Source organism: Silvibacterium bohemicum (assembly GCF_001006305.1).
GTDB classification, from domain to species: Bacteria; Acidobacteriota; Terriglobia; order Terriglobales; family Acidobacteriaceae; genus Silvibacterium; species Silvibacterium bohemicum.
In genome coordinates, this window is record NZ_LBHJ01000001.1 from 532,385 (window position 1) to 551,927 (window position 19,543).

Below are 19,543 nucleotides of genomic sequence, written 5' to 3' on the forward strand. Positions count from 1 at the left end.
GCTTGGCGATCGCTCTGAGAGACATGGGACATCGCGCTAGCCCGCTACCGTAATCTTTCCTTCCGGCGTCTTTGAGAACTCGTGGAGCAGCTTTCCATCGCTGTCGAGATGCCGCAGAGTCATCTTCTCTTTGGTCACCGAGAGCTGGCTGAAGCCGTAGATCTTCTGTGCGAATGGTCCGCGTGCCGACTCCTGAATCTTCAGGTTGTAGAGGTCCGCGCCGCCGCCGCCGGAGAGGAAGAAGCTGGTCGGATGTCCTTCGAACTCGAGATGCTGAAGATCATGATCGTGCCCGGCCAGATAGAGCTGCACGCCATGCTTGCGGAAGAGCGGATCCCAGTCGCGAATCAGAATCGCATGATCGCCGTGCGGCCCATCGGAATAGACGGGGTGATGCGCGATCACGACCAGATACGGCGTCTTCCGCGGCTTGCTCAGCTCCGACTCGAGCCAGGCGAGCTGCTCTGCGTGCTGCTGCGCGGTCAGCGTGAAGTCGCGGCCGTGAGAGGTGATGCCATCGCCATGCGGGACGTTGCTGTCGAGCGCAATGAAGGTGACGAGGGGGTTCTTGGCGGGAAACTCGAAGGTGTACCAGCGATCGGGCATGGTGAAGCGTGATTTGCCGCTGCGCGCATACTCCAGCTCCGCATCCACCTTGCTCATGGGCCACACCTGGTAATCGTGATTGCCGAGCACCGAGTAGGCCGGGCAATTGAAGGCGCTCGCCGGGTACATGTCCTCGAACTGCGTCTGCCAACGCGGCGACTGCGCTCCCCCCTCGAGCGGGCCATACCAGTTATCGCCCAGGAAAAACATGGCCTCCGGACGGATTGCATTCTGCTGGGCGTACTTGCGCATCGCGTCTGCCACCGCCGTCTGGCCTGCGTGGTCGGTGTCGTAGCCCCAGTCGCCGATCATCAGGATCTCGGACGAGGGATGTCCCGCGGGAAGGGCGGATGCCAGTCTGGAAAATGAGCCAAGCGAAGCAAGAGCGCTAAAAGCGAAGCTCTGCCGAAGAAAGCGGCGGCGAGTGACAGCAGAAGTAAGAGTCATATTCGACTTATACACTGCCTGGATGCCAGCCTCGTTCCCACAGCGAAGGTATGAATTCGAGGAATGAAAAGCGGGTTCTCAGGCGCGAATTCCAATCACGGAAAACATTCGTCCGGTAAAGCCCTTCTCCGCGCGATAGGAGAAATACCGGTCTGTCCGGCAGCCGGTGCATTCGCCGGCCACGGAAATCGCCTCCGCTCGCAGACCGGCATCGAGCAGCTGGCGACGGTTTGCTTCCCACAGGTCCAGGTGCAGGCTCGGGCCGAGATTGCTGTGCCCCGGCGCACGCGCCGTCATGAAGAGCAGCGGATACTTTTCCTTGACCGGATCGGAATCGAAGATTTCGGAGAACAGGCCGGCGGCATAGGAGAACTGCGAGGTGAACTCGTCGCGGACTTCCTCGCCCACGGCATAGCAGCAGCTTCCAATCCCCGGACCGATGGCGGCTACGAGATCTTCCGGGCGGCTTCCGAACTCGAGCCGCATCTGTCCCACGCCATTTTCGACGATGCGCTTCACCGTCCCCCGCCATCCTGCGTGGAAGGCGGCAACGGCTCGCTTTTTGGTATCGGCGATCAGAACCGGGATGCAGTCGGCGGTCTGAATGGCGATGAGCAATCCCGGCTCGCTCGTCATCATGCCGTCGGCTTTATGTGTGGCGCGCACTCCCGCGTCGTGCGCGGCCACTTTTCTCACCATTGAGGAGTGAATCTGATGCAGGGTGACCGCGGGGATTTCGGCATCGCCGCTGACTGCGGAGAAAAATCGCTGGCGGTTGATGGTTACGTGTTCCGGATCGTCGGAACTCGTGAAGCCCAGGTTCAGGTCCCCGGCCTGCTTGCTGGCTCGTTCCGGCCGATAGGCGGTCGATGTTCCGCCCATGCGGGTGCTGAAGCCGTGCCATAGCCAGTCGATTTCTGCGAAGGCCGGCGCTTTTACTACCTCCAGCCGATTTTTGCGGGCGGATGCAGGGTGGGGTGCTTGCGGCTTGGCCCGGTGGGCTCCGTCCTCTCCTGAACGCTTGCGGCCGCCTTGCTTCAAGCCTGCCTCGGCTATCTTCAGGTGAATCGATTCGATGCCGGAGGCGCGGGTAGCCATGGGGTGATTATAGGATGGGATCTTTTGTGGGGGCTTTCACCTATTGGGCGGTGAGGAGCTGATGGGCCCGCTTTCCAGCGGGCCCGCTCAAGAGGCATTGGGAGGGAATTCCTATGGGGTCTAACGGAGAAGAGTTCGCGGAAGCGAACGGTGACACAAGAGTTATTACCGGTGATGTGAGACTATGCCTGAAGTTGCCTCTTATTGATACCAACCTTATTAGCAATTCTCGGACCACACAGAAACGTCCGATGTCGGGTCCTGAGATCAATTATTAAGAGATTCTAATAATTGGACTTAGATCGATTCCAGCGAGACATGGCGAAATGTTACTGGACCGACGCTTGAGAAATGCGGAATATAAGTACCACTTTTGAGAATTCTGATTCCTAATGTTGGCGCTCCGACTGCACCTGCATCTGCTTCATCTTATTGAGCAAAGCCTTATAGCTCACCTGCAGGCGGCGGGCTGCTTCCCGGCGGTTCCAGCGGGTGGCAACCAGCATATTTTCAATGGCTTGAAGCTCGGCCTGGCGGGCAGCCTGGCGTCCGATTTCGAGCAGTGATAGCCCGGGCCGGATGGGGGTGGGCATCTTCAGCACGGTAACCGAATCGCTACTCTTGCGACGGCCCCGGACCCGCCTTTCCAAAACCGGACTGTCCGATTTCGTTTGCAATTCGCGCATCATCGAGGTGGCGTCGCCGACGATGACGTATCGCTTGCAGAGGTTTTCGAGTTCCCGAATATTGCCTGGCCAGGGATGCTGAATCAGCGCCTCGCGAGCGGCGCTGTCGAACGGGGTTACGCTTCTCCGGTATGACGCGGAGTACTTATCGAGAAAATACTGGATGAGGCCGGGGATTTCTTCGCGCCGCTCGCGCAAGGGCGGAATGGTGACGGTGACCACGTTGATGCGGTAGAGCAGGTCTTCGCGAAAAAGCCCTTCGGAGACTCGCGTCTCGAGATTGCGATTGGTGGCGCAAATCACGCGGACGTCGACCGAGGTGTCGCGCTTGGAGCCGAGACGGGCGAATTCGCCATCCTGCAGGACGTGCAGCAGCTTGGCCTGCAGCCCGGGGTGCATCTCCGCGATTTCATCGAGAAAGAGCGTTCCGCCGTTGGCGAGCTCGAATTTTCCTGGCTTGGAGCGATGCGCTCCGGTGAAGGCGCCGGCTTCGAAGCCGAAGAGTTCGCTTTCCAGCAGATCGTTGGGAATCGCGGCGCAGTTCACTTTGACGAAGGGCCGGTCGCGGCGCTCTGAGAGCCGGAAGACCATACGCGCCGCAATCTCTTTGCCTACCCCGCTCTCTCCCCGGATGAGCACCGCGGCGCTGGTGGTTGCAACCTTATCGATGAGGTCGCGGATGGCAATCATGTGCTGCGAGGAGTGTGAATGGAATAGCCCGGGCAGGTCGAAGAGGGAAGAGTTTGTGCTTTCAGGTGCGCTCGTTGCCGGATGGCAGCTACAGCCCAGGGCTTGAAACGCCGCGTCGAGGCACGCAATCATCTCTGCCTCGTCGAGAGGAAGCCCGAGCGTTGTCGTGACGCCCCAGCGGGCGGCTTCGAATCGGGCCTCGGCGAGCGGCGGGACGATTCCGACAACAGGAACGTCGGGGAACTCGCGGCGCATCTTCTCCAGGGTGCCGTCTCCGCTGCGCAGCTCCAGAAGAATCGCGCAGGGCCTGCTCGCGCGTGCCGCCGCTTCCGGGTCGGTGCCCGAACCGACCTCAGCGACGTTTCCACGTAAGCGGAAATAACCGCGAAGAGCACTGCAAGCCTTCTTATCCCGCACGGCCAGCAGTACCCGATGTTGCTTTTGATCGGGCATAGGATTTTGAAATGATTCTAGACCGAATTACCGACGAATGGCGTCGATTTTAATCAATCCGGGCAAGATAGGTGCAAATAACGATGGAATCTTCAGCGCAGGCTGAGCAGTGCGCTGGCATGGGGCGCGAGGGTTACGCTGATCCCGGACTGCGCTCCCTGGTCACTTTGCTGCCAGAGATCGCGGACAGCGTAGCGGGGGCGCGGTAGTCCGAGATCCTTCCATGAATACTTCACCGCTGCCGCTGAGTTGGAGAGGTTGAAGACGGCGAAAAGCTGGTGGCCGTCGAGCTGAGCGCTCCAAACTACTGTCACCGGCGTCTGGATCACGGGCCGATTGCCGGTCGAGTGCTGATCGACGGCCAGCACCTCGCGATTGGTCAGCAGGACCTCGGTTGCTGCGTCCATTCGGGTGAGATTGGCTCCCAGAATTAGCGGCGACCGGGCGATGCACCATGCGGTTAGCAGGCTACGGGTTTCATCCGGAGTAAGGCGGGACTGGCGGGCATCGCCCCAGCCGGGCCGCGGACCCAGGTAGCCGATGGGCAGCATATCGGCGTCCGGCCAATGGCCCGGTCCGGCATAAGCAGCCCACTTGGCCAGGACAGGCAGTTGGCTGACCAGGGTTTGCGGGAAGGTCTCCGAACCCGGCTTCGACCAGAAGTCCCACATGTCGTCCGAGATTCGCCATAGCTGCGCATGTTCGCTCACATCGGCAGCCTGCTCGACGGGCGTCGGCCCCGGCGAGAGGCTCAAAACGATTGAGCGTCCCGTTTCCCTCGTAGCCCGCTTGAGGGCAGCGCTCAACATACGAATTTCAGCTGTCTTATATGGCTGCGAGATGCAGTCCACTTTGAGGAAATCCACTCCCCACCCGGCATAAAGCCGGGCGATGGAATCGTAGTAAGCCTGCGATGCCGCATTGTCCTTCAGCCCGTAGTTATCGGAGTTCCAGCGGCAGCGGTCGGAGGTATCTGCGGCATCGGCGGCGCGATAGGTGGAATCGGCGATGGGCAGATTCTGCTCGACTGCTTTGCGGGGGATACCGCGGATGATGTGAATGCCGAACTTCAGGCCGAGCGAGTGGGCGTGATCGGCCAGCGTCTTCAGCCCGCCATCTTGGGTGCCGGAAGGAAAGCGGCTGGCAGCCGGGACATAACGCCCATCCGGCGAGAGGTTGAATCCCTGATCGCCCTTGTCGCCGGGATGGTCCAGATACCATCCTTCGTCGACGACGACATATTGCCATCCAGAGGGCTGCAGGTGCTGGTGCAGCCAATCGACATTCGCCTTGAATTCTTCCGCTGTGACACTCAGGCCGTAGGAGTCCCAGCTATTCCAGCCCATCGGCGGAGTGGGAGCGAGCGAGGCGTCTGGATTTTGCGCACGGGAAAGCGGTGAGGTGAGTAAAGCCACAGCGAGAAAGGCGAGCCACCGTTTCAATCGATCCTCCTCGAAAGACAACGAGATTTGTTAGGAGCACTCCGCGTCGTCATGGACGCAGGTATGACAACTGCGGCAGAAGGTATGGTTCAGGCGGTGCGCGGTAATCATAAAGCAACTGCCGATGAATGTGACGAGAACTTCCATCCAGTGCGAAGGAAGGCGGTCGCCCCAATAGGCTCCGGCAAAGATGCAGGCCAGGCCCGCCATCATGAGATAGAGGATGCGCAGACGGCGATGGCTGCGATATCCCTTGACCAGCGCCAGCGCGCCCAGGGTCGCGATGATGACCGCGAGCGAACGGTGTGTGCGCTCCTCGGAGGGAAGGAAATGCGCCGACACCACGGAGAGCGAGAGAACGACCGGCGTGACCATGCAATGAATCACGCACAGCGCCGATGTCCAGACTCCGAGCTGATCGGCGGGGATCGCAAGCAGCCGCCGTGTGGCGGCCGCAGCCACCATTCTTGAACCTTGATCTTTCATGCTGTATCAGTCTAGAGCATTTTGCTATTAAGAAGTCATTTGCGAGATCGGATGAGTGCGGCTTTTCTTGATGAGAAGGCTGCACAGAGCGAACTTGATGAGAGACCTCTGTTGTGCGAGCATGGCATTCCTCAGTGGCTAAAGCCGCACTGATTTTGTGAGATTTACGTACGGCCTGAAGGCCGTACCTACCAAGGCCGAGACTTTGCCAGCAACCTGGTAGAGCGACTCTCTTCGACTTGGCTTATAGGGAAAATGCTTTGGGCGGATTTTTTGCTTTCGCCAGTTGCCGATGCCTTTCCGGGCGGACCGGTGAGACTGAAAACTTCGGTACCCGGTCTTTCTACTTTTCCCTTGACGGCTATGGGCCGTGCGCATGTTCAATGGTGCGCACCGCTCGGTTGGCACTTTCTCCAAAGCGGCTCCTCCCTCGATCCCCGGGCAGCACCCAGGCGCGCGCTTCCTCGCGCCGGAAAGATCGATATGCCGAAAAAGCTTGCCATCACAATCTCCGGAGCGGTCTCGCTCGGGAGCTACGAAGCCGGGGTCCTCTATGAGGTCCTCGACGCCATTGAGCAGCACAACTCCGATCCTGCGACTGATGCAGGCAACCGCATCGAGATCGACGTTCTCACCGGAGCTTCGGCCGGAGGAATGACCGCCATCATCCTGGCCCAGAAGCTGCTCTTTGGCGGCGGTGAATTCCAAGGCCCTTACGACAACCCGGTGTATAACACCTGGGTCAAGCGCATCAGCCTCGATGGCCTGCAAAATACGGGCCCCGATGAGCCGGCTCTGCATTCGCTCTTCTCCTCGAACCTGATCACTGCTATCTCCAAAGAGGCGCTCACGGCACGCTACGGGAGTGTGCCTATCCCTCCAGCGGTGAAGCATCCCGCAGCGGCGGATTCCATCCGCCTGGGCGTGGCTCTTACCAATCTCAACGGCGTTTGTTATGGGCGTGACGTGACGCCGGGCGGAAAGTTCGTTTATCTCGAATATGGCGATCAACGCACGTGTCTGGTTGACTCGACCAGCGACAAGCTGGCCTTCTGGGAGCCCATGCGGCAGGCGGCGGTCGCATGCGGAGCTTTTCCTGTTGCCTTCCGGCCCCAGGATATTGCGCGCTCTGTACAGAACGAGCCGGACGACTTTCCGGATGAGAATTTGGAGCCGTGGGAGACCGATCCCACGACCTTCACCTACTCCGACGGCGGCATCCTCCAAAACCAGCCGCTGGGTATCGCGAAGAATCTTGTCGACCTGATCGATAAGCACCTGGCGCAGCAGTGCCGCTACTATTTGTTCGTATCGCCCAACGCCAAGGACCCGCAGGCGAACACCACCTTCCGTCAGGCCGACGCAAGTTACTTCAAGCTCATCGAGCGGCTGCTTGGTGTCGTTATTGGCCAGTCCGGATTTCATGACTGGATCACCGCGGAGGACATGAACCGGCGCGTCGCTCTGCTCGATGCCCGGGCGGCAGGCTTGAAAGACGTCATTCTGGCTGCAGAAATCGATGTTCCCGCGCTGCAGACTACGGCCAGCGCGCTGCTGACACTCTTCTTTCCCAACAACACGCACACGCCGCCCGGCGCTACCGGACCGGAGACGCTGGATGAGGCCAAGGCGCGCATTGCTGCGCAATATAAAACGGAGATCGCCGCGCTCGGCGCCAGCTCGGCACAGGCCATCGCTTTTCGCGATGCCGTGCTTGCCTTTGAAACTGCTGCCGGTCTCGGCGCTCGCGACGAGATGACCATCTACGGAGTCACCGCGATGGATACCGAACTGGCGGGAGCGGGTCTGCAGGCCTTCCTCGGCTTCTTCGACCAGGATTTTCGCGACCACGACTACGACGTGGGCCGCACCCATGCCCGCGCCGTGCTCAACGATCCCGCGCTGAACACGCCCGGCGCGATCGGACCGCTACGCTTTACAGGGAAGGCCATCCGTCCTATCAATAAGAGCCTGAACGGGATCAAGCTGGGGCAGATTCCCGCCGCCGATTTGAAGCAATTCAAGGCCGGAGCAAAGAAGCGGCTCAACCAGATGCTCCGCGAGCTGGGTGTTCCGGCGGCTTTCCTCGCTGACGTTGTGGCTGATGCTGTGTTCGACGGCGTCCTTGACCGCGCGACGAAGGAGCTGGCCCCGGTGTAGCGATGGGAAGCGGCGGGCGCGCCGCAGGACGATAAGATGGAGTGCATGTCCGACATTTCACTCTATGACCGCGCCCGCCGCATCAAGCTCTTTCTCATGGACGTTGATGGCACTCTCACTGACGGCGGTGTCTGCCTCATCTCGCTGCCTGATGGCGGCGGCGTCGCCGAGATGAAGGTCTTTAACGCAGCCGACGGCGCGGGTCTGAAGCTGGCCCACATCATGGGCCTCAAGACCGGATTCATCACCGGCCGCAAGTCGCCTGCGGTGCAGCAGCGCGCGAACGAGCTATCGGTTGACTATGTCTATCTAGGCCAGGCGACCAAGACCCAGGCCTGGGAAGAGTGCATCCAGAAGGCGGGCGTGACCGAGGAAGAGACCGCCTACATGGGCGACGACCTTCCGGACATGCCGCTCGCGCAACGCGCCGGACTGGCCATCGCCGTCGCCAACGCTGTTCCCGAGCTCAAGGACGTCAGCCACTACGTGACGAAACTCGGCGGTGGACATGGCTCGGCGAGGGAAGTCATCGAGCTCATTTTGAAAGCGCAAGGGCGATGGGAAGAAGCGGTGCCGAAGGCTTTGGCGTAAAACCGTCAATTCATGTACGTACAATTGTGTACAATGATTACGTAAGATCAATTTATGATCCACTTCGAATGGGATGAAGCGAAAGACCGCAAAAACCTGTTGAAGCACGGGGTCGATTTCGACACTGCAAAGTTCGCCTTCTACGATCCCATGGCGCTAGTGATCTGGGACCGCGAAATTGACGGTGAGCAGCGATGGCACATCATCGGACGAATAGAACATAGACGTGTATTGCTGGTTGTCCACACGATCCGAAACGATGATGCGGACACGTTTGTACGCATCATCTCGGCCAGAAAAGCGACGCCGAGCGAGCGGAGAAGATATGAAGAAGGCGGATAAAAACGCGACGAGAATCGTGCGGCGAGAATTCAATCCCGCGGCACGACTCACCAAAGATCAGTTGCAGCAGCTCGATGCCCTTGATGCGCTGCCCGACGATCAGATCGACACCTCGGACATTCCAGAGTTGCCGGAATCCGTCTGGCGCGAACGAGGCATTCGCAGAATGTTCTATCGTCCGGTAAAGAGGCCCGTGACTATGCGCCTGGATGCGGATGTGATCGAGTGGCTGAAGTCGAAGGCTGGACCGGAGGGCAAGGGCTATCAGACCACGGCAAACCAGTTGCTTCGAGCGAAAATGATTGCCGAACTTCGCGCTGCGGTTAAATCTCCAGCAGCGAAGAAGATTGTTTCCGCGGGTGGGAGCAAATAACGAAGCGTCTGTCGACATGGGTCGGTTGAGATTGATTACGAACACTGTTCGACGAGCAGTGCATTTCCTCAGTGGCTAAAGCCGCATTCGTTTTGCTTGATTTACGTACGGCCTGAAGACCGTACCTTCCTAAGACCAAAACTTTGTGAGCAACAAAAAGCGCCTGCCGAGGCAGGCGCTTTTTGTTGGTATGGGATGAGGGCTTACGCTTTCGCTGCGTCGATCTTTTCCGTATCTACGCCTAGCTCCGCAAACGCTGCCTGGGCTTTCTTGGCGTCGAACTTGCCGTCGCGGGCTAGCTTCGAGAGCGTGGCTGCGACGATCGATTCCGCGTTGACCTCGAAGTGGCGGCGCAGATGCTCGCGGTTGTCGCTGCGTCCGAAGCCGTCAGTACCGAGGGTTACGAGGCGGTCGAGCAGCCAGGGAGCCAGCGAGTCCGGTATCGACTTCATGTAGTCGCTGGCGGCGATGATCGGTCCCTTCGATCCATTGAGTGCGGTGAGAATGTACGGCGTCTTCTCGGGTTCGGCGGGATGCAGCCGGTTCCAGCGCTCGACCGTGAGTGCGTCGCGGCGCAGCTCGTTGTAGCTGGTCACGCTCCACACGTCGGCCTGCACACTATACTTCTCGGCGAGAATGTCCTGAGCTTTCACCACTTCATTCAGGATCGGCCCCGAGCCGAAGAGCTGGGCTACAGGAGCTTTGGCCGTGGCCTTGCCCTTCTCCGCAGCCTTGAATTTGTAGATGCCGCGTACGATACCTTCCTTTGCGCCCTCGGGCATGGCGGGCATCGCGTAATCTTCGTTGTACATGGTGATGTAGTAGAAGATCTGCTCGTTCTCCTGGTACATGCGGCGGATGCCGTCCTGCAGAATCGTCGCCAGCTCGTAGACGTACGCCGGATCGTAGCTGAGGCAGGTGGGCACCGTCGAGGCCAGTACATGGCTGTGGCCGTCCTGATGCTGCAGTCCTTCGCCGAGCATGGTGGTGCGTCCGGCGGTGCCGCCCATCAGGAAGCCCTTGCCGCGCGAGTCGGCGAAGGCCCAGATCATGTCGCCTACGCGCTGAAAGCCGAACATCGAGTAATACATGTAGAAGGGAATCGTGGGCAGGCGGTAGTTCGAGTAGGCCGTGCCGGCAGCCGTGAACGAAGCCATCGATCCGGCCTCGGTAATGCCTTCTTCCAGAATCTGGCCGTCCTTCTCTTCGCGGTAGGAAAGCAGCATGTCCGAGTCGTGGGGAATGTACTTCTGTCCCTCGCTGGCGTAGATGCCTACCTGGCGGATGGCCGATTCGAGGCCGAAGGTGCGGCCCTCATCGGGGACAATGGGTACGATCAGCTTGCCGATCTCCGGATCCTTGAGCAGATGCCGCAGGATGCTGACGAAGCCCATGGTGGTCGAGACCTCGCGTCCCTTCGATCCGGCCGTCCATTCGCCGAAATACTCCAGCTCGGGTGCCTTGAAGTTGAGCGCGGGCACCTCGCGTCGCGGCATGTAGCCGCCCAGCTCCTTGCGCCGTGTTTGCAGATAGACAATCTCGGGTGCGTCCTGCGCCGGACGCCATGGCTTGCCCTGCTTCGCCTGTTCTTCTGGAATCGGAATGTCGAACTGCTTGATGAAGGCGGTCACACCCTCATCGGTCAGCTTCTTTTCCTGGTGCGAGGCGTTACGCGCCTGCGTGGAGCCTAGCCCGTATCCCTTGACCGTCTTGGCCAGGATGACGGTCGGGCTGCCGGTGTGCTCAATCGCGCGCTTGTAGGCGTTGAAGATTTTCGCCGGATCGTGGCCGCCGCGGTGCAGTGCGGCCAGTTGATCGTCGGTCATGTCTTCCACCAGCTTCAGCAGCTCGGGATACTTCCCGAAGAAGTGTTGCCGCAGGTACGCGCCGCCCTTGGCCTTGAACGCCTGGTAGTCGCCGTCCACGCACTCTTCCATGCGCTTCAACAGCAGCCCGGTGTGGTCGCGTTCGAAGAGCTTGTCCCAGTCGCTGCCCCAGACAACTTTGATGACATTCCAGCCCGCGCCGCGGAAGACGCCTTCGAGCTCGTCGATGATGCGCTTGTTGCCGCTCACGGGCCCGTCCAGCCGCTGCAGGTTGCAGTTGACGACGAAGATCAGGTTGTCGAGCTTTTCGCGTGTCGCGATGGGGATGGCGCCCAGCGTGTCGACTTCACCAGTCTCACCGTCGCCGACGAAGGCCCACACCTTGCGTGGAGTCTTCTCGATCAGGTTGCGATTCTCGAGATAGCGCATGAACCGCGCCTGGTAGATCGCATTCAGGGGTCCGATGCCCATCGATACCGTGGGGAAGCGCCAGAAATCCGGCATCAGCCAGGGATGCGGATAGGACGAGAGCCCCGGCTCGCCGCGGAGTTCATGGCGGAAGTTCTGCAGCCGCTGGTCGTCGAAGCGGCCTTCCAGATATGCCCGCGCGTACACGCCCGGCGAGGCGTGTCCCTGGAAGTAGATGAAGTCGCCCGGCTGATCGCCGCCGTTCTGCGAAGGGTAGGTGGCGTGGAAGAAGTGGTTGAAGCCCACTTCGAGCAGCGTGGCCAGCGAAGAGTAGGTCGCGATGTGACCGCCGATGCCGGCATCCTTCTTGTTCTGGCCATGCACCATGGCCATCGCGTTCCAGCGGATGAGCGCTTCCACGCGGCGTTCCAGGTCGCGGTCGCCGGGGTAGGGCTCTTCCTCATGCTTGGGGATGGTGTTCATGTAGGGCGTGGTTAGCTCGCTTGGAGCGGTGATGCCCGCCTCGCGGGCCCGCTTGCGCAGCGCGTCGAGGAGCTCGGCGCCCTGTTCGTGGCCTTCGGCGAAGACAACCTGGTCAAAGGCTTCGATCCACTCCTGGACCTCAGCGGTAAAGTCTGCCTGAACGGGAATTTCTGCTTTTGTGCTCATGAGGATTCGACTCGTTTGCTGCCTGCCGGCGGGCTTGGATTAGTTGTGGTGGCGAACAGATAAGTATAGCTGAGGAGCGGTTGGCTAAAAGGCGGGTGGCTGAACGGCGGCTGGCTAAAAAACGGTCAGCGAAAGTCCGGCCAGGGGAAATACGGTCTGGGGTGAAGCGCTGGAGAAGGCGCGGCCATTTCGCATTTTCTCGTGTTCTCTTGATGTTTGAGGGCAGTTCATTTTTTTGATTTGCGGGGAGCTTGACTGGTTATGGGGCAGTGACTGTACACACTCTTGGGCTCAAGAATGTGTGTATCGAGCATGAAATTCGTGATTGCGCCGGCAAACTGCAGGTCCTTCGACTCGCTTTGCTCGCTCAGGATGACAACTTCCAAGTGGGAGCGTGAGATTCAACAGAACCATTGCTTATCGGGTCTACGCCTCCAGTGTTTTCGCTAGCCGCTTTTCAGCTACCCGGGCTTTAGCTGATATACTCCACTGTTCATGCGCGTATATGTGATTCTTCCTGCTGCCGGCATCGGCACCCGCATGGCCGCGGGTCACTCTGCCTCTGCCGCTCCCAAGCAGTTCCTTGAGCTGGCGGGCACTCCCGTTTTGATTCATACCCTGCGGGCTTTTGCTGCCGTGCCTGAGGTGGCGGCGATGTATGTCGCCGTTCGGCCCGCCGAAATGGAACGCCTTGCGGCCCAGGTGAAGGAGTACGGCTTTTCCGACCGGGTGCGTGTTGTCGAAGGCGGCGACCATCGCCAGGAGAGTGTCGCCAACGCTCTTGCCGCTCTCGAATGCGATGCTGATGACATCGTTCTGGTGCATGATGCGGTTCGTCCCCTGATCGATGCCGCCACCATTCAGCGGACGATCCACGCCGTCGAGAAGCACGACGCTGCCATCGTCGGATTGCCTGCGGTGGACACGATCAAGCAGGTGGAACGCACCGCCGACGGCGCCATCATCACCTCGACCATTCCGCGCGAGTACATTGTGCAGGCTCAGACGCCGCAGGGCTTTCGCTATCATCTGCTCAAGCGCGCTTTTGCTGAAGCTGCGGCCGACGGCTTCATCGGAACTGACGAAGCCAGCGTGGTCGAGCGTGCCGGGGCGCAGGTGGCTGTGGTGCAGGGCTCGCCGGCGAACTTCAAAATCACGCAGCCGGGCGATCTCGAACTGGCCGAGTTCTATCTGCGCCGATAATTCGATCGACGGGAGTCCGATGTCTCGCTTTTGAGGCGTGGGGAAGCATTCCCCGACCGGCTTTTGCACTATTCTGAACAGACAGGCCTGAACAGACGGGAAGAAGATGAATATCAGAATTGGATATGGCTGGGATTCGCATGCATTCAAGCCGGGCGTGCCGCTCAAGATCGGCGGCCTGGCTATCGAACATCCCGAGGGCCTGGCCGGCCACTCCGACGGCGACGTGCTGCTCCACGCCATTACCGACGCGCTGCTCGGAGCTGTCTCCGCAGGAGACATCGGCAGCTTCTTTCCTCCGGGCGATCCGCGCTGGAAAGATGCCGACTCCTCTATCTTTCTGAACCTGGCGCTTGAAGAGATCCGGAATGCCGGCTATCGCATTCTGAATCTCGACACCACGCTGGTCTTGGCCGCGCCTAAGATCGGTCCGATTGCGGCGGAACTGCGCGAACGAGTTGCCGAGCTGCTGGGCGTCAAACCTTTCGACGTAGGCATCAAGGCCAAAACCCCTGAAGGTCTTAACGCCGATCATGTCGCCCAGGCGCATGCCGTCGTTCTGCTGGAGAAGGCCGAAGACACGCTCGGGTTGCAGAGCATGACCGCGGTCATCGAAAACCAGAAGCAGCTCGAAGATGTGGTGAAGGATCTGGTGAGCCAGGTACACGGCGTCGAGCCGCGCGCCGTGATCAAGCCGGTCTACGACACCGAAGACATCACCTAGGGGACTGGCCGTCCAGGCATCCGCGCTTCGCGCCTATTTAGCGCCATCTTTTTATGGCGGCCTCGGCACTTGAGGTAGGTCGCGGGTCTTGTCACTATCGGCGAGCGGAGAGGTCTTCGTTCCACTTTCGCAGCAATGTCTTTTGAGGGGCTTGGCTTCGAGAGGCGTACGGGCTTCGGAGCTCGAGAAACGTGCGGCTCTCATCTGCTGCGGAGCCTCCTGTATCATCCGCTGCACCAGATCTGTTCCGGAGATCGTATGACTTCGAAGCCGCTTGCTTCTCTTTTGTTGGCCACTGCCTGCCTCGCCTTCGCGTCTGCTCAAACTCCCGCCGATTGGCAGACCCCTGCAGAGAAATCCAACTATCAGACCACTCCCAACTACGCCGACACGATGGCGTATCTCAACCGCATTGCCGCGGCTGCTCCGGGTCAGGTCAAGATCGAGCCCTTTGGCACCACCGGCGAGGGCAGGGAGCTGGACATCGTCATTGCTTCGAAGAATGGTGACTTCGATCCGGCTCGCATTCATGCCTCGCACCGTCCCATCGTGCTGGTGCAGAACTCCATTCACGCCGGTGAGATGGACGGCAAAGACTCCTGCCTCGCGCTGCTGCGCGACATGGTGATCGCGAAGACCCAGGCCAAGCTGCTCGACAACGCCGTCTTTGTCTTCATTCCCATGTATAACGCCGACGGCCATGAGCGGCGCTCACCCTACAACCGCATCAACCAGAACGGACCTGATGTGATGGGCTGGCGCGGCAACGGCACGAACCTCAACCTCAATCGCGACTACCTGAAGGCCGATACGCCGGAGACTCGCGCCTTCATGAAGATGTTTCATGAATGGCTGCCCGATTTCTTCGTCGATGACCACGTGACGGACGGCGCCGATTACCAGTACGACGTGACCTTCACCATTGACGATGGCCCCAATGTTTACGCGCCCACCGCGCACTGGATCGAGAGCGTCGTTACGCCCACGCTGGAGAAGGATGTCGACGCGGCGCCCGGCCATCTTGCTTCTCCCACCTACATCACGCTCAACGACGACACCGATCCCGCCAAGGGCCTAGGCTTCAACGACGATCCGCCGCGCTTCTCCACCGGCTACGTGCTGCTGGAAAACCGTCCCAGCATGCTGGTTGAGCTGCACATGATCAAGGATTACAAGACCCGCGTTACTGGCAACTACGAGCTGCTGAAAAGCCTGATGGCGCTGGTGAATCGCGATGCCGACAAGCTGATCAAGCTGAATGCCGATGCCGATGCGGATGCCAGCCGGCTTGGCGCGCACCCGCTCGGTAACCAGCAGTTTCCGCTGAAGCTCGAATGGGGCGGCGAGACGACTCCGTTCCTCTTTCGCGGCTACAAGTACACGCGGCAGCTGAGCGAGATATCAGGCACGATGTGGGTCAAGTACTCGCATGAGCCCTGGGATGTTTCGCTGCCCATGGCTACCGGCGTTAAGGTGACGGCCTCCACCGCGCCGCCTGCGGCCTACATCATTCCCCGCCAGTGGACGCAGGTCATCGACGTGCTCGCCGCGCATCAGGTCGCGATCGAGCGCACTGCCGTACCGTGGACCGGCTCGGTCGAGACCTATCACTGCACTGGCATGCAATGGAACCGCGCGCCCTTCGAAGGCCGCCATCCTCTCTTTCCTGGTGAAGGCGCGCAGCAGCCAGGGAAATTCGGCCATTGCGATCTTGTCACTGAGACGGTTACATATCCAGCTGGCTCGGCCGTGATCGAGTTGAATCAGCGACTGTCGAAGGTGGTTTTACAGTGGCTGGAACCCGCTGGACCCGACTCGGCGATGGCCTGGGGGTTCTTTGATTCCATCTTCGAGCAGAAGGAATATGGCGAAGCGTATGTGGGCGAGAAGCTGGCTCGCGAGATGATGGCGAAAGACCCCAAGCTGCAAGAGGAATTCGAGCGCAAAATCACGAGCGACCCGGAATTTGCAGCCAATCCTTATGCTCGCCTCGACTTCTTCTATCAGCGCTCGCCGTGGGGCGAAGCCAATGAAGTTGGACAGTATCCGGTTGGGCGGTTGCTGAAGGTGGATGGGGTTCCGTTGCAGAAGTAGCCCTCCCTAGAATGTAGCTAACTTGGCCATGATCGGATAGGATTGAATTATGCGCACGGTCAATATTGGCGACCTCAAGAATCAGTTGAGCGCTTATCTGCAATACGTTCGAAACGGGGAAGAGGTCGTCATTCGTGACCGCAACCAGCCCATCGCTCGCATTCTGCCTTTCCATCTGGAAAATGCAGCCGAAGAGGAGACGCAGCTCGTCGCCTCAGGTGCGATGCGTCTCCCTGAACGGAAGATGAATTGGGATTCGTTCTGGTCTTTGCAAAAAGGGAAGGTATCGCCCGAGGCGTCCTTGAAAGCTGCTCTCGAAAGCCGGGGCGATCGCTAGATGCAGTTAGCCTTCTGGGACTCGAGCTCCCTGGTTCCTCTGTGCGTCCGGCAGCAGCCCAGCAAAACTGTCCGTGAGCTCACTCTGCAATATGGATTGGTCGTGTGGTGGTCTACGCCGGCCGAGATGCGTGCCGCTTTTGCTCGCCTCCTCCGCATGGGCGAACTCACGGAAATAGAACATCTCGGCGCGCGCCAGGCTTTAGATCAGCTACGTCTCTCCTGGCGCGAGCTTCAACCCACCGAGCCTCTCCGCGCGCAGGCAGAAGCGCTTATCGATCGTTTTCCTCTCAAGGCCGCGGATGCTCTCCAACTGGCTGCGGCGCTTGCATGGTGCATGGACCGGCCCACTCACCGGCCCTTCATCTCGGGAGACAAGCAGCTCATCAGCGCGGCAAGTCAACTCGGCTTTCACGCGATTCTCTCCTGAACCCCAGGTGGATTCGAGAAACACCAGCGCTTGACTCGTCCCCTCACACTCCCTAGCATCGAAAGTTGATTCCCAACAACGAAATGTCACTCTCCAGCACACCTCGCGTCCGCATTGCCCCGTCGCCCACTGGGGATCCTCACGTCGGCACGGCCTACATTGGTCTCATCAATTTCCTCGTCGCCCGGCAGGGTGGTGGGAAATTCGTTCTCCGCATCGAGGACACCGACCGCACCCGCTTCGTTCCCACCTCCGAGCAGATGATCTTCGACGCCCTGCGCTGGATCGGGCTGTCCTGGGACGAGGGGCCTGATGTCGGCGGCCCATTCGGTCCCTATCGCCAATCGGAACGCACGGAGATCTATCAGAAGCATGCCGAGATCCTGCTTGCGAATGGCGCCGCGTACCGCTGCTTCTGCACCCCGGAAGAGCTGGAGGCATCGCGCAAGCAGCAGATCGCTGCCAAGATGGCTCCACGTTATGCCGGCATCTGCCGCAAGTTATCTGAAGCGACGATTGAGTCGAATCTCGCCGCAGGAAAGCCGTTCGTCATTCGCATGAGGGTGCCGTGGGAAGGCTCGACGACCTTTCGCGACGAGCTGCGCGGGGATATCACCTTCGAGCACACGAATGTCGACGATCAGGTGCTGATGAAGTCCGATGGTTTCCCGACGTATCACCTGGCCAACGTTGTCGACGATCACCTCATGCAGATCACCGACGTGATTCGTGCCGAGGAGTGGATCTCGTCCACCCCGAAACACGTCCTGCTCTACCAGTTCTTCGGGTGGGAGCTGCCGCGCTTCTGGCATATGCCTCTGCTGCGCAATGCGGACAAGAGCAAGATTTCCAAGCGTAAGAACCCGGTTTCTTTGGTCTATTACCGCCAGGCAGGCTTCCTGCCCCAGACCGTCCTCAACTTCCTTGGCCTGATGGGCGGCGGGATGCCCGCGGATATCAATAACTCCACCGAGAAGTTCACTCTAGAGGAGATGATCCAGCACTTCAGCATCAAGAACATCCGTCTGGGCGGCCCGGTCTTCGATCTCACCAAGCTCAAGTGGCTTAACGGCGAATATCTCCGCGCGCTTTCTCCCGATGATTTCTATACGGCGCTGCGCTCGACTGTGCTTGCAGACGATTACCTCAAGGAGATTGCCGCGCTCATCCAGACCCGGATCGAGACTCTCGGCCAGTTCGGCGACCTTACCGGTTTCTTCTTTGCCGACGATATTCTTCCAGCTCCAGAGGTCTTCCTCCCTAAGAAGCGGACCCTCGAGGAGACGCTGGCCTTTGTGGTCGAGCAGCTCACTCTGCTCGAAGCCACCGACTGGACGACTGCGGCTCTTGAACCCGCGCTCAAGCAGCTTGGCGACTCCCATGGCTGGCTGGTCAAGGAGAATTTCATGCTGCTGCGCGCGATCCTTACCGGCAGCACGATGAGCCCCCCGCTGCTGGAGAGCATGGTTGTCTTTGGCAAAGCTCGCACGCTGGACCGGTTGCGCCGCTTTCTCGATGCGCAAAAGAAATCGGCTGGGCAGAAGAAGTAGAGTGCTCGTCATTATTGAGCGCAGAGGGGAGAATCTCAGCGACGTTGTCGATCGGTCATCGTTGAGATTCTTCCTCGCGTTGCTCGTCAGAATGACGGTTAGCTTTTGAAGTGCGGCGTTTGCCTCTAGTCCTTGCTGTCGCGAAACTCGAGATATCCCCAGCGATCGGGGACGTGCATGTTGATCACGCCCTGCGGCGACCATACCCAATTTTCTTCGCGGGGATGTCCGGCGATCCACTCGACGCGGCTGAAGTTTGCGCGCCACATGGCGCCGGGTTTTGGTGCGGAGACCGGCTGCCGGCTGTCGAATCCCTTCCAGGGAAGCGCGATCTCGACTGTCCAGCCGTGGTCCCGGTCAGCGGAATTATTTAGCGTGCCCTGCACGGTCACTGCCGTCTTCAATCCTGTACTATCCCAGCTGTTGTCCGCTTTGCCGCCTTCTCGATACGGTTTGTTCAGATAGAGATCCCAGCCGGTGTTGAGCGCATTGATCTCGAATTCGAAGTATCCGCTCTCAGTAGCCCGCGGCTTGAGGAATGCCTCGAAGTCGTTGTCGTGGAAGATGACGGAGTCGTGTTTGGTCAGCGTTGCTTTCACATCCGGCTCTTCCATCTCCGCGCCGATGTAGAGATACTCGTCGTCCCACAGCATCTTCATGCGCGTCCGGTAGATGGGCGCAGGCTTGTCCGAACCCTCGATATCGAGAAAGCTGTCTGTCCAGGGAGCCTTCTGCCAGTCTTTTTCATCGAGCTTGCCGTCGATATGGAATTTTTGGTTCGTGCGCAGGCACTCGTAATGCCTGGGAGTCCACCGCATCGGCGGTAACGGCTTGAATAAATCCTGCTGCTGCGCGGGAGCAAAGACCGCGAACGTTCCTATGAGACCAATGACCCAATTACGTACCATCATTTTCGATTTGTATCATCG

At 59.5% G+C, this 19,543-nt stretch carries 17 protein-coding genes; 10 read left to right on the plus strand and 7 right to left on the minus strand.

All coding sequences use genetic code 11. From position 1 onward, the window contains the following. Nucleotides 1-36 precede the first annotated feature (36 nt). The 5 genes from XX99_RS02265 to XX99_RS02285 form a co-directional block, all read right to left on the minus strand. Nucleotides 37-1,053, minus strand: a complete 1,017-nt coding sequence (locus XX99_RS02265) for a metallophosphoesterase (protein WP_050057734.1) — start codon at nucleotides 1,051-1,053, stop codon at nucleotides 37-39. Between the two features lie 78 nt (nucleotides 1,054-1,131). Continuing rightward, nucleotides 1,132-2,151, minus strand: a complete 1,020-nt coding sequence (pgeF, locus tag XX99_RS02270; protein ID WP_082125177.1) for a peptidoglycan editing factor PgeF — start codon at nucleotides 2,149-2,151, stop codon at nucleotides 1,132-1,134. A 389-nt stretch (nucleotides 2,152-2,540) separates the two neighbouring features. Further along, complete coding sequence (locus XX99_RS02275) at nucleotides 2,541-3,980, minus strand: sigma-54 dependent transcriptional regulator (protein WP_050057735.1); 1,440 nt, start codon at nucleotides 3,978-3,980, stop codon at nucleotides 2,541-2,543. Between the two features lie 92 nt (nucleotides 3,981-4,072). After that, on the minus strand, nucleotides 4,073-5,422 hold the full coding sequence (locus XX99_RS02280) for a glycoside hydrolase family 27 protein (RefSeq protein WP_050057736.1): 1,350 nt from the start codon (nucleotides 5,420-5,422) through the stop codon (nucleotides 4,073-4,075). A 30-nt stretch (nucleotides 5,423-5,452) separates the two neighbouring features. Next, the gene (locus XX99_RS02285; protein WP_231581115.1) at nucleotides 5,453-5,908 is read right to left on the minus strand and encodes a MerC domain-containing protein; all 456 of its coding nucleotides are present in this window, start codon (nucleotides 5,906-5,908) and stop codon (nucleotides 5,453-5,455) included. 483 nt (nucleotides 5,909-6,391) lie between these two features. Here XX99_RS02285 and XX99_RS02290 point away from each other — a divergent pair, with 483 nt between their 5' ends. The 4 genes from XX99_RS02290 to XX99_RS02305 are packed head-to-tail and all read left to right on the plus strand — an operon-like array spanning nucleotide 6,392 to nucleotide 9,374. After that, complete coding sequence (locus XX99_RS02290) at nucleotides 6,392-8,068, plus strand: patatin-like phospholipase family protein (protein ID WP_184084498.1); 1,677 nt, start codon at nucleotides 6,392-6,394, stop codon at nucleotides 8,066-8,068. A 45-nt stretch (nucleotides 8,069-8,113) separates the two neighbouring features. Next, a complete protein-coding gene (locus XX99_RS02295) occupies nucleotides 8,114-8,659 on the plus strand; it encodes a KdsC family phosphatase (RefSeq protein ID WP_050057739.1) in 546 nt (181 codons plus the stop codon). Between the two features lie 54 nt (nucleotides 8,660-8,713). After that, nucleotides 8,714-9,001, plus strand: coding sequence for a BrnT family toxin (locus XX99_RS02300; RefSeq protein WP_050057740.1), 288 nt, complete (start codon nucleotides 8,714-8,716; stop codon nucleotides 8,999-9,001). After that, nucleotides 8,985-9,374, plus strand: coding sequence for a BrnA antitoxin family protein (locus XX99_RS02305; RefSeq protein WP_050057741.1), 390 nt, complete (start codon nucleotides 8,985-8,987; stop codon nucleotides 9,372-9,374). The genes XX99_RS02300 and XX99_RS02305 overlap by 17 nt, the downstream gene beginning before the upstream one ends. A 203-nt stretch (nucleotides 9,375-9,577) precedes the next feature. On the opposite strand, the gene aceE is transcribed toward XX99_RS02305, so the two are convergent. Beyond that, nucleotides 9,578-12,277: a pyruvate dehydrogenase (acetyl-transferring), homodimeric type gene (aceE, locus tag XX99_RS02310; protein ID WP_050057742.1), complete on the minus strand. Its 2,700-nt coding sequence runs from the start codon at nucleotides 12,275-12,277 to the stop codon at nucleotides 9,578-9,580. A 495-nt stretch (nucleotides 12,278-12,772) separates the two neighbouring features. Between aceE and ispD the strand changes: the two genes are divergently transcribed. The 6 genes from ispD (at nucleotide 12,773) to gltX (ending at nucleotide 18,614) form a co-directional block, all read left to right on the plus strand. Further along, on the plus strand, nucleotides 12,773-13,480 hold the full coding sequence (gene ispD / locus XX99_RS02315) for a 2-C-methyl-D-erythritol 4-phosphate cytidylyltransferase (RefSeq protein ID WP_050057743.1): 708 nt from the start codon (nucleotides 12,773-12,775) through the stop codon (nucleotides 13,478-13,480). Nucleotides 13,481-13,586: 106 nt separating this feature from the next. After that, nucleotides 13,587-14,204, plus strand: coding sequence for a 2-C-methyl-D-erythritol 2,4-cyclodiphosphate synthase (ispF, locus tag XX99_RS02320; RefSeq protein WP_050057744.1), 618 nt, complete (start codon nucleotides 13,587-13,589; stop codon nucleotides 14,202-14,204). A gap of 258 nt (nucleotides 14,205-14,462) precedes the next feature. Continuing rightward, the gene (locus tag XX99_RS02325) at nucleotides 14,463-16,298 is read left to right on the plus strand and encodes a M14 family metallopeptidase (protein WP_050058082.1); all 1,836 of its coding nucleotides are present in this window, start codon (nucleotides 14,463-14,465) and stop codon (nucleotides 16,296-16,298) included. Between the two features lie 49 nt (nucleotides 16,299-16,347). Continuing rightward, entirely contained in the window at nucleotides 16,348-16,635 is a 288-nt protein-coding gene (locus tag XX99_RS02330) for a type II toxin-antitoxin system Phd/YefM family antitoxin (RefSeq protein ID WP_050057745.1), read from the plus strand. Further along, nucleotides 16,636-17,064 carry a type II toxin-antitoxin system VapC family toxin gene (locus XX99_RS02335; RefSeq protein WP_050057746.1) on the plus strand — a complete coding sequence of 143 codons (429 nt, stop codon included), beginning with the start codon at nucleotides 16,636-16,638 and terminating at the stop codon, nucleotides 17,062-17,064. Nucleotides 17,065-17,147: 83 nt separating this feature from the next. Beyond that, nucleotides 17,148-18,614 (plus strand): glutamate--tRNA ligase, encoded by a 1,467-nt coding sequence (gltX, locus tag XX99_RS02340; protein ID WP_050057747.1) that lies wholly within the window; start codon nucleotides 17,148-17,150, stop codon nucleotides 18,612-18,614. A 125-nt stretch (nucleotides 18,615-18,739) separates the two neighbouring features. Here gltX and XX99_RS02345 read toward each other — a convergent pair whose 3' ends face one another. Further along, nucleotides 18,740-19,525 carry a carbohydrate-binding family 9-like protein gene (locus tag XX99_RS02345; protein ID WP_231581116.1) on the minus strand — a complete coding sequence of 262 codons (786 nt, stop codon included), beginning with the start codon at nucleotides 19,523-19,525 and terminating at the stop codon, nucleotides 18,740-18,742. Nucleotides 19,526-19,543: the final 18 nt, after the last annotated feature.

Coding starts and splice junctions, on each gene's coding strand:
- XX99_RS02265 (WP_050057734.1), bottom strand. CDS start 1,053: ATGACTCTTACTTCTGCTGTCACTCGCCGCCGCTTTCTTCGGCAGAGC.
- pgeF (WP_082125177.1), bottom strand. CDS start 2,151: ATGGCTACCCGCGCCTCCGGCATCGAATCGATTCACCTGAAGATAGCC.
- XX99_RS02275 (WP_050057735.1), bottom strand. CDS start 3,980: ATGCCCGATCAAAAGCAACATCGGGTACTGCTGGCCGTGCGGGATAAG.
- XX99_RS02285 (WP_231581115.1), bottom strand. CDS start 5,908: ATGAAAGATCAAGGTTCAAGAATGGTGGCTGCGGCCGCCACACGGCGG.
- XX99_RS02290 (WP_184084498.1), top strand. CDS start 6,392: ATGCCGAAAAAGCTTGCCATCACAATCTCCGGAGCGGTCTCGCTCGGG.
- XX99_RS02295 (WP_050057739.1), top strand. CDS start 8,114: ATGTCCGACATTTCACTCTATGACCGCGCCCGCCGCATCAAGCTCTTT.
- XX99_RS02300 (WP_050057740.1), top strand. CDS start 8,714: ATGATCCACTTCGAATGGGATGAAGCGAAAGACCGCAAAAACCTGTTG.
- XX99_RS02305 (WP_050057741.1), top strand. CDS start 8,985: ATGAAGAAGGCGGATAAAAACGCGACGAGAATCGTGCGGCGAGAATTC.
- aceE (WP_050057742.1), bottom strand. CDS start 12,277: ATGAGCACAAAAGCAGAAATTCCCGTTCAGGCAGACTTTACCGCTGAG.
- ispD (WP_050057743.1), top strand. CDS start 12,773: ATGCGCGTATATGTGATTCTTCCTGCTGCCGGCATCGGCACCCGCATG.
- ispF (WP_050057744.1), top strand. CDS start 13,587: ATGAATATCAGAATTGGATATGGCTGGGATTCGCATGCATTCAAGCCG.
- XX99_RS02325 (WP_050058082.1), top strand. CDS start 14,463: ATGACTTCGAAGCCGCTTGCTTCTCTTTTGTTGGCCACTGCCTGCCTC.
- XX99_RS02330 (WP_050057745.1), top strand. CDS start 16,348: ATGCGCACGGTCAATATTGGCGACCTCAAGAATCAGTTGAGCGCTTAT.
- XX99_RS02335 (WP_050057746.1), top strand. CDS start 16,636: ATGCAGTTAGCCTTCTGGGACTCGAGCTCCCTGGTTCCTCTGTGCGTC.
- gltX (WP_050057747.1), top strand. CDS start 17,148: ATGTCACTCTCCAGCACACCTCGCGTCCGCATTGCCCCGTCGCCCACT.
- XX99_RS02345 (WP_231581116.1), bottom strand. CDS start 19,525: ATGATGGTACGTAATTGGGTCATTGGTCTCATAGGAACGTTCGCGGTC.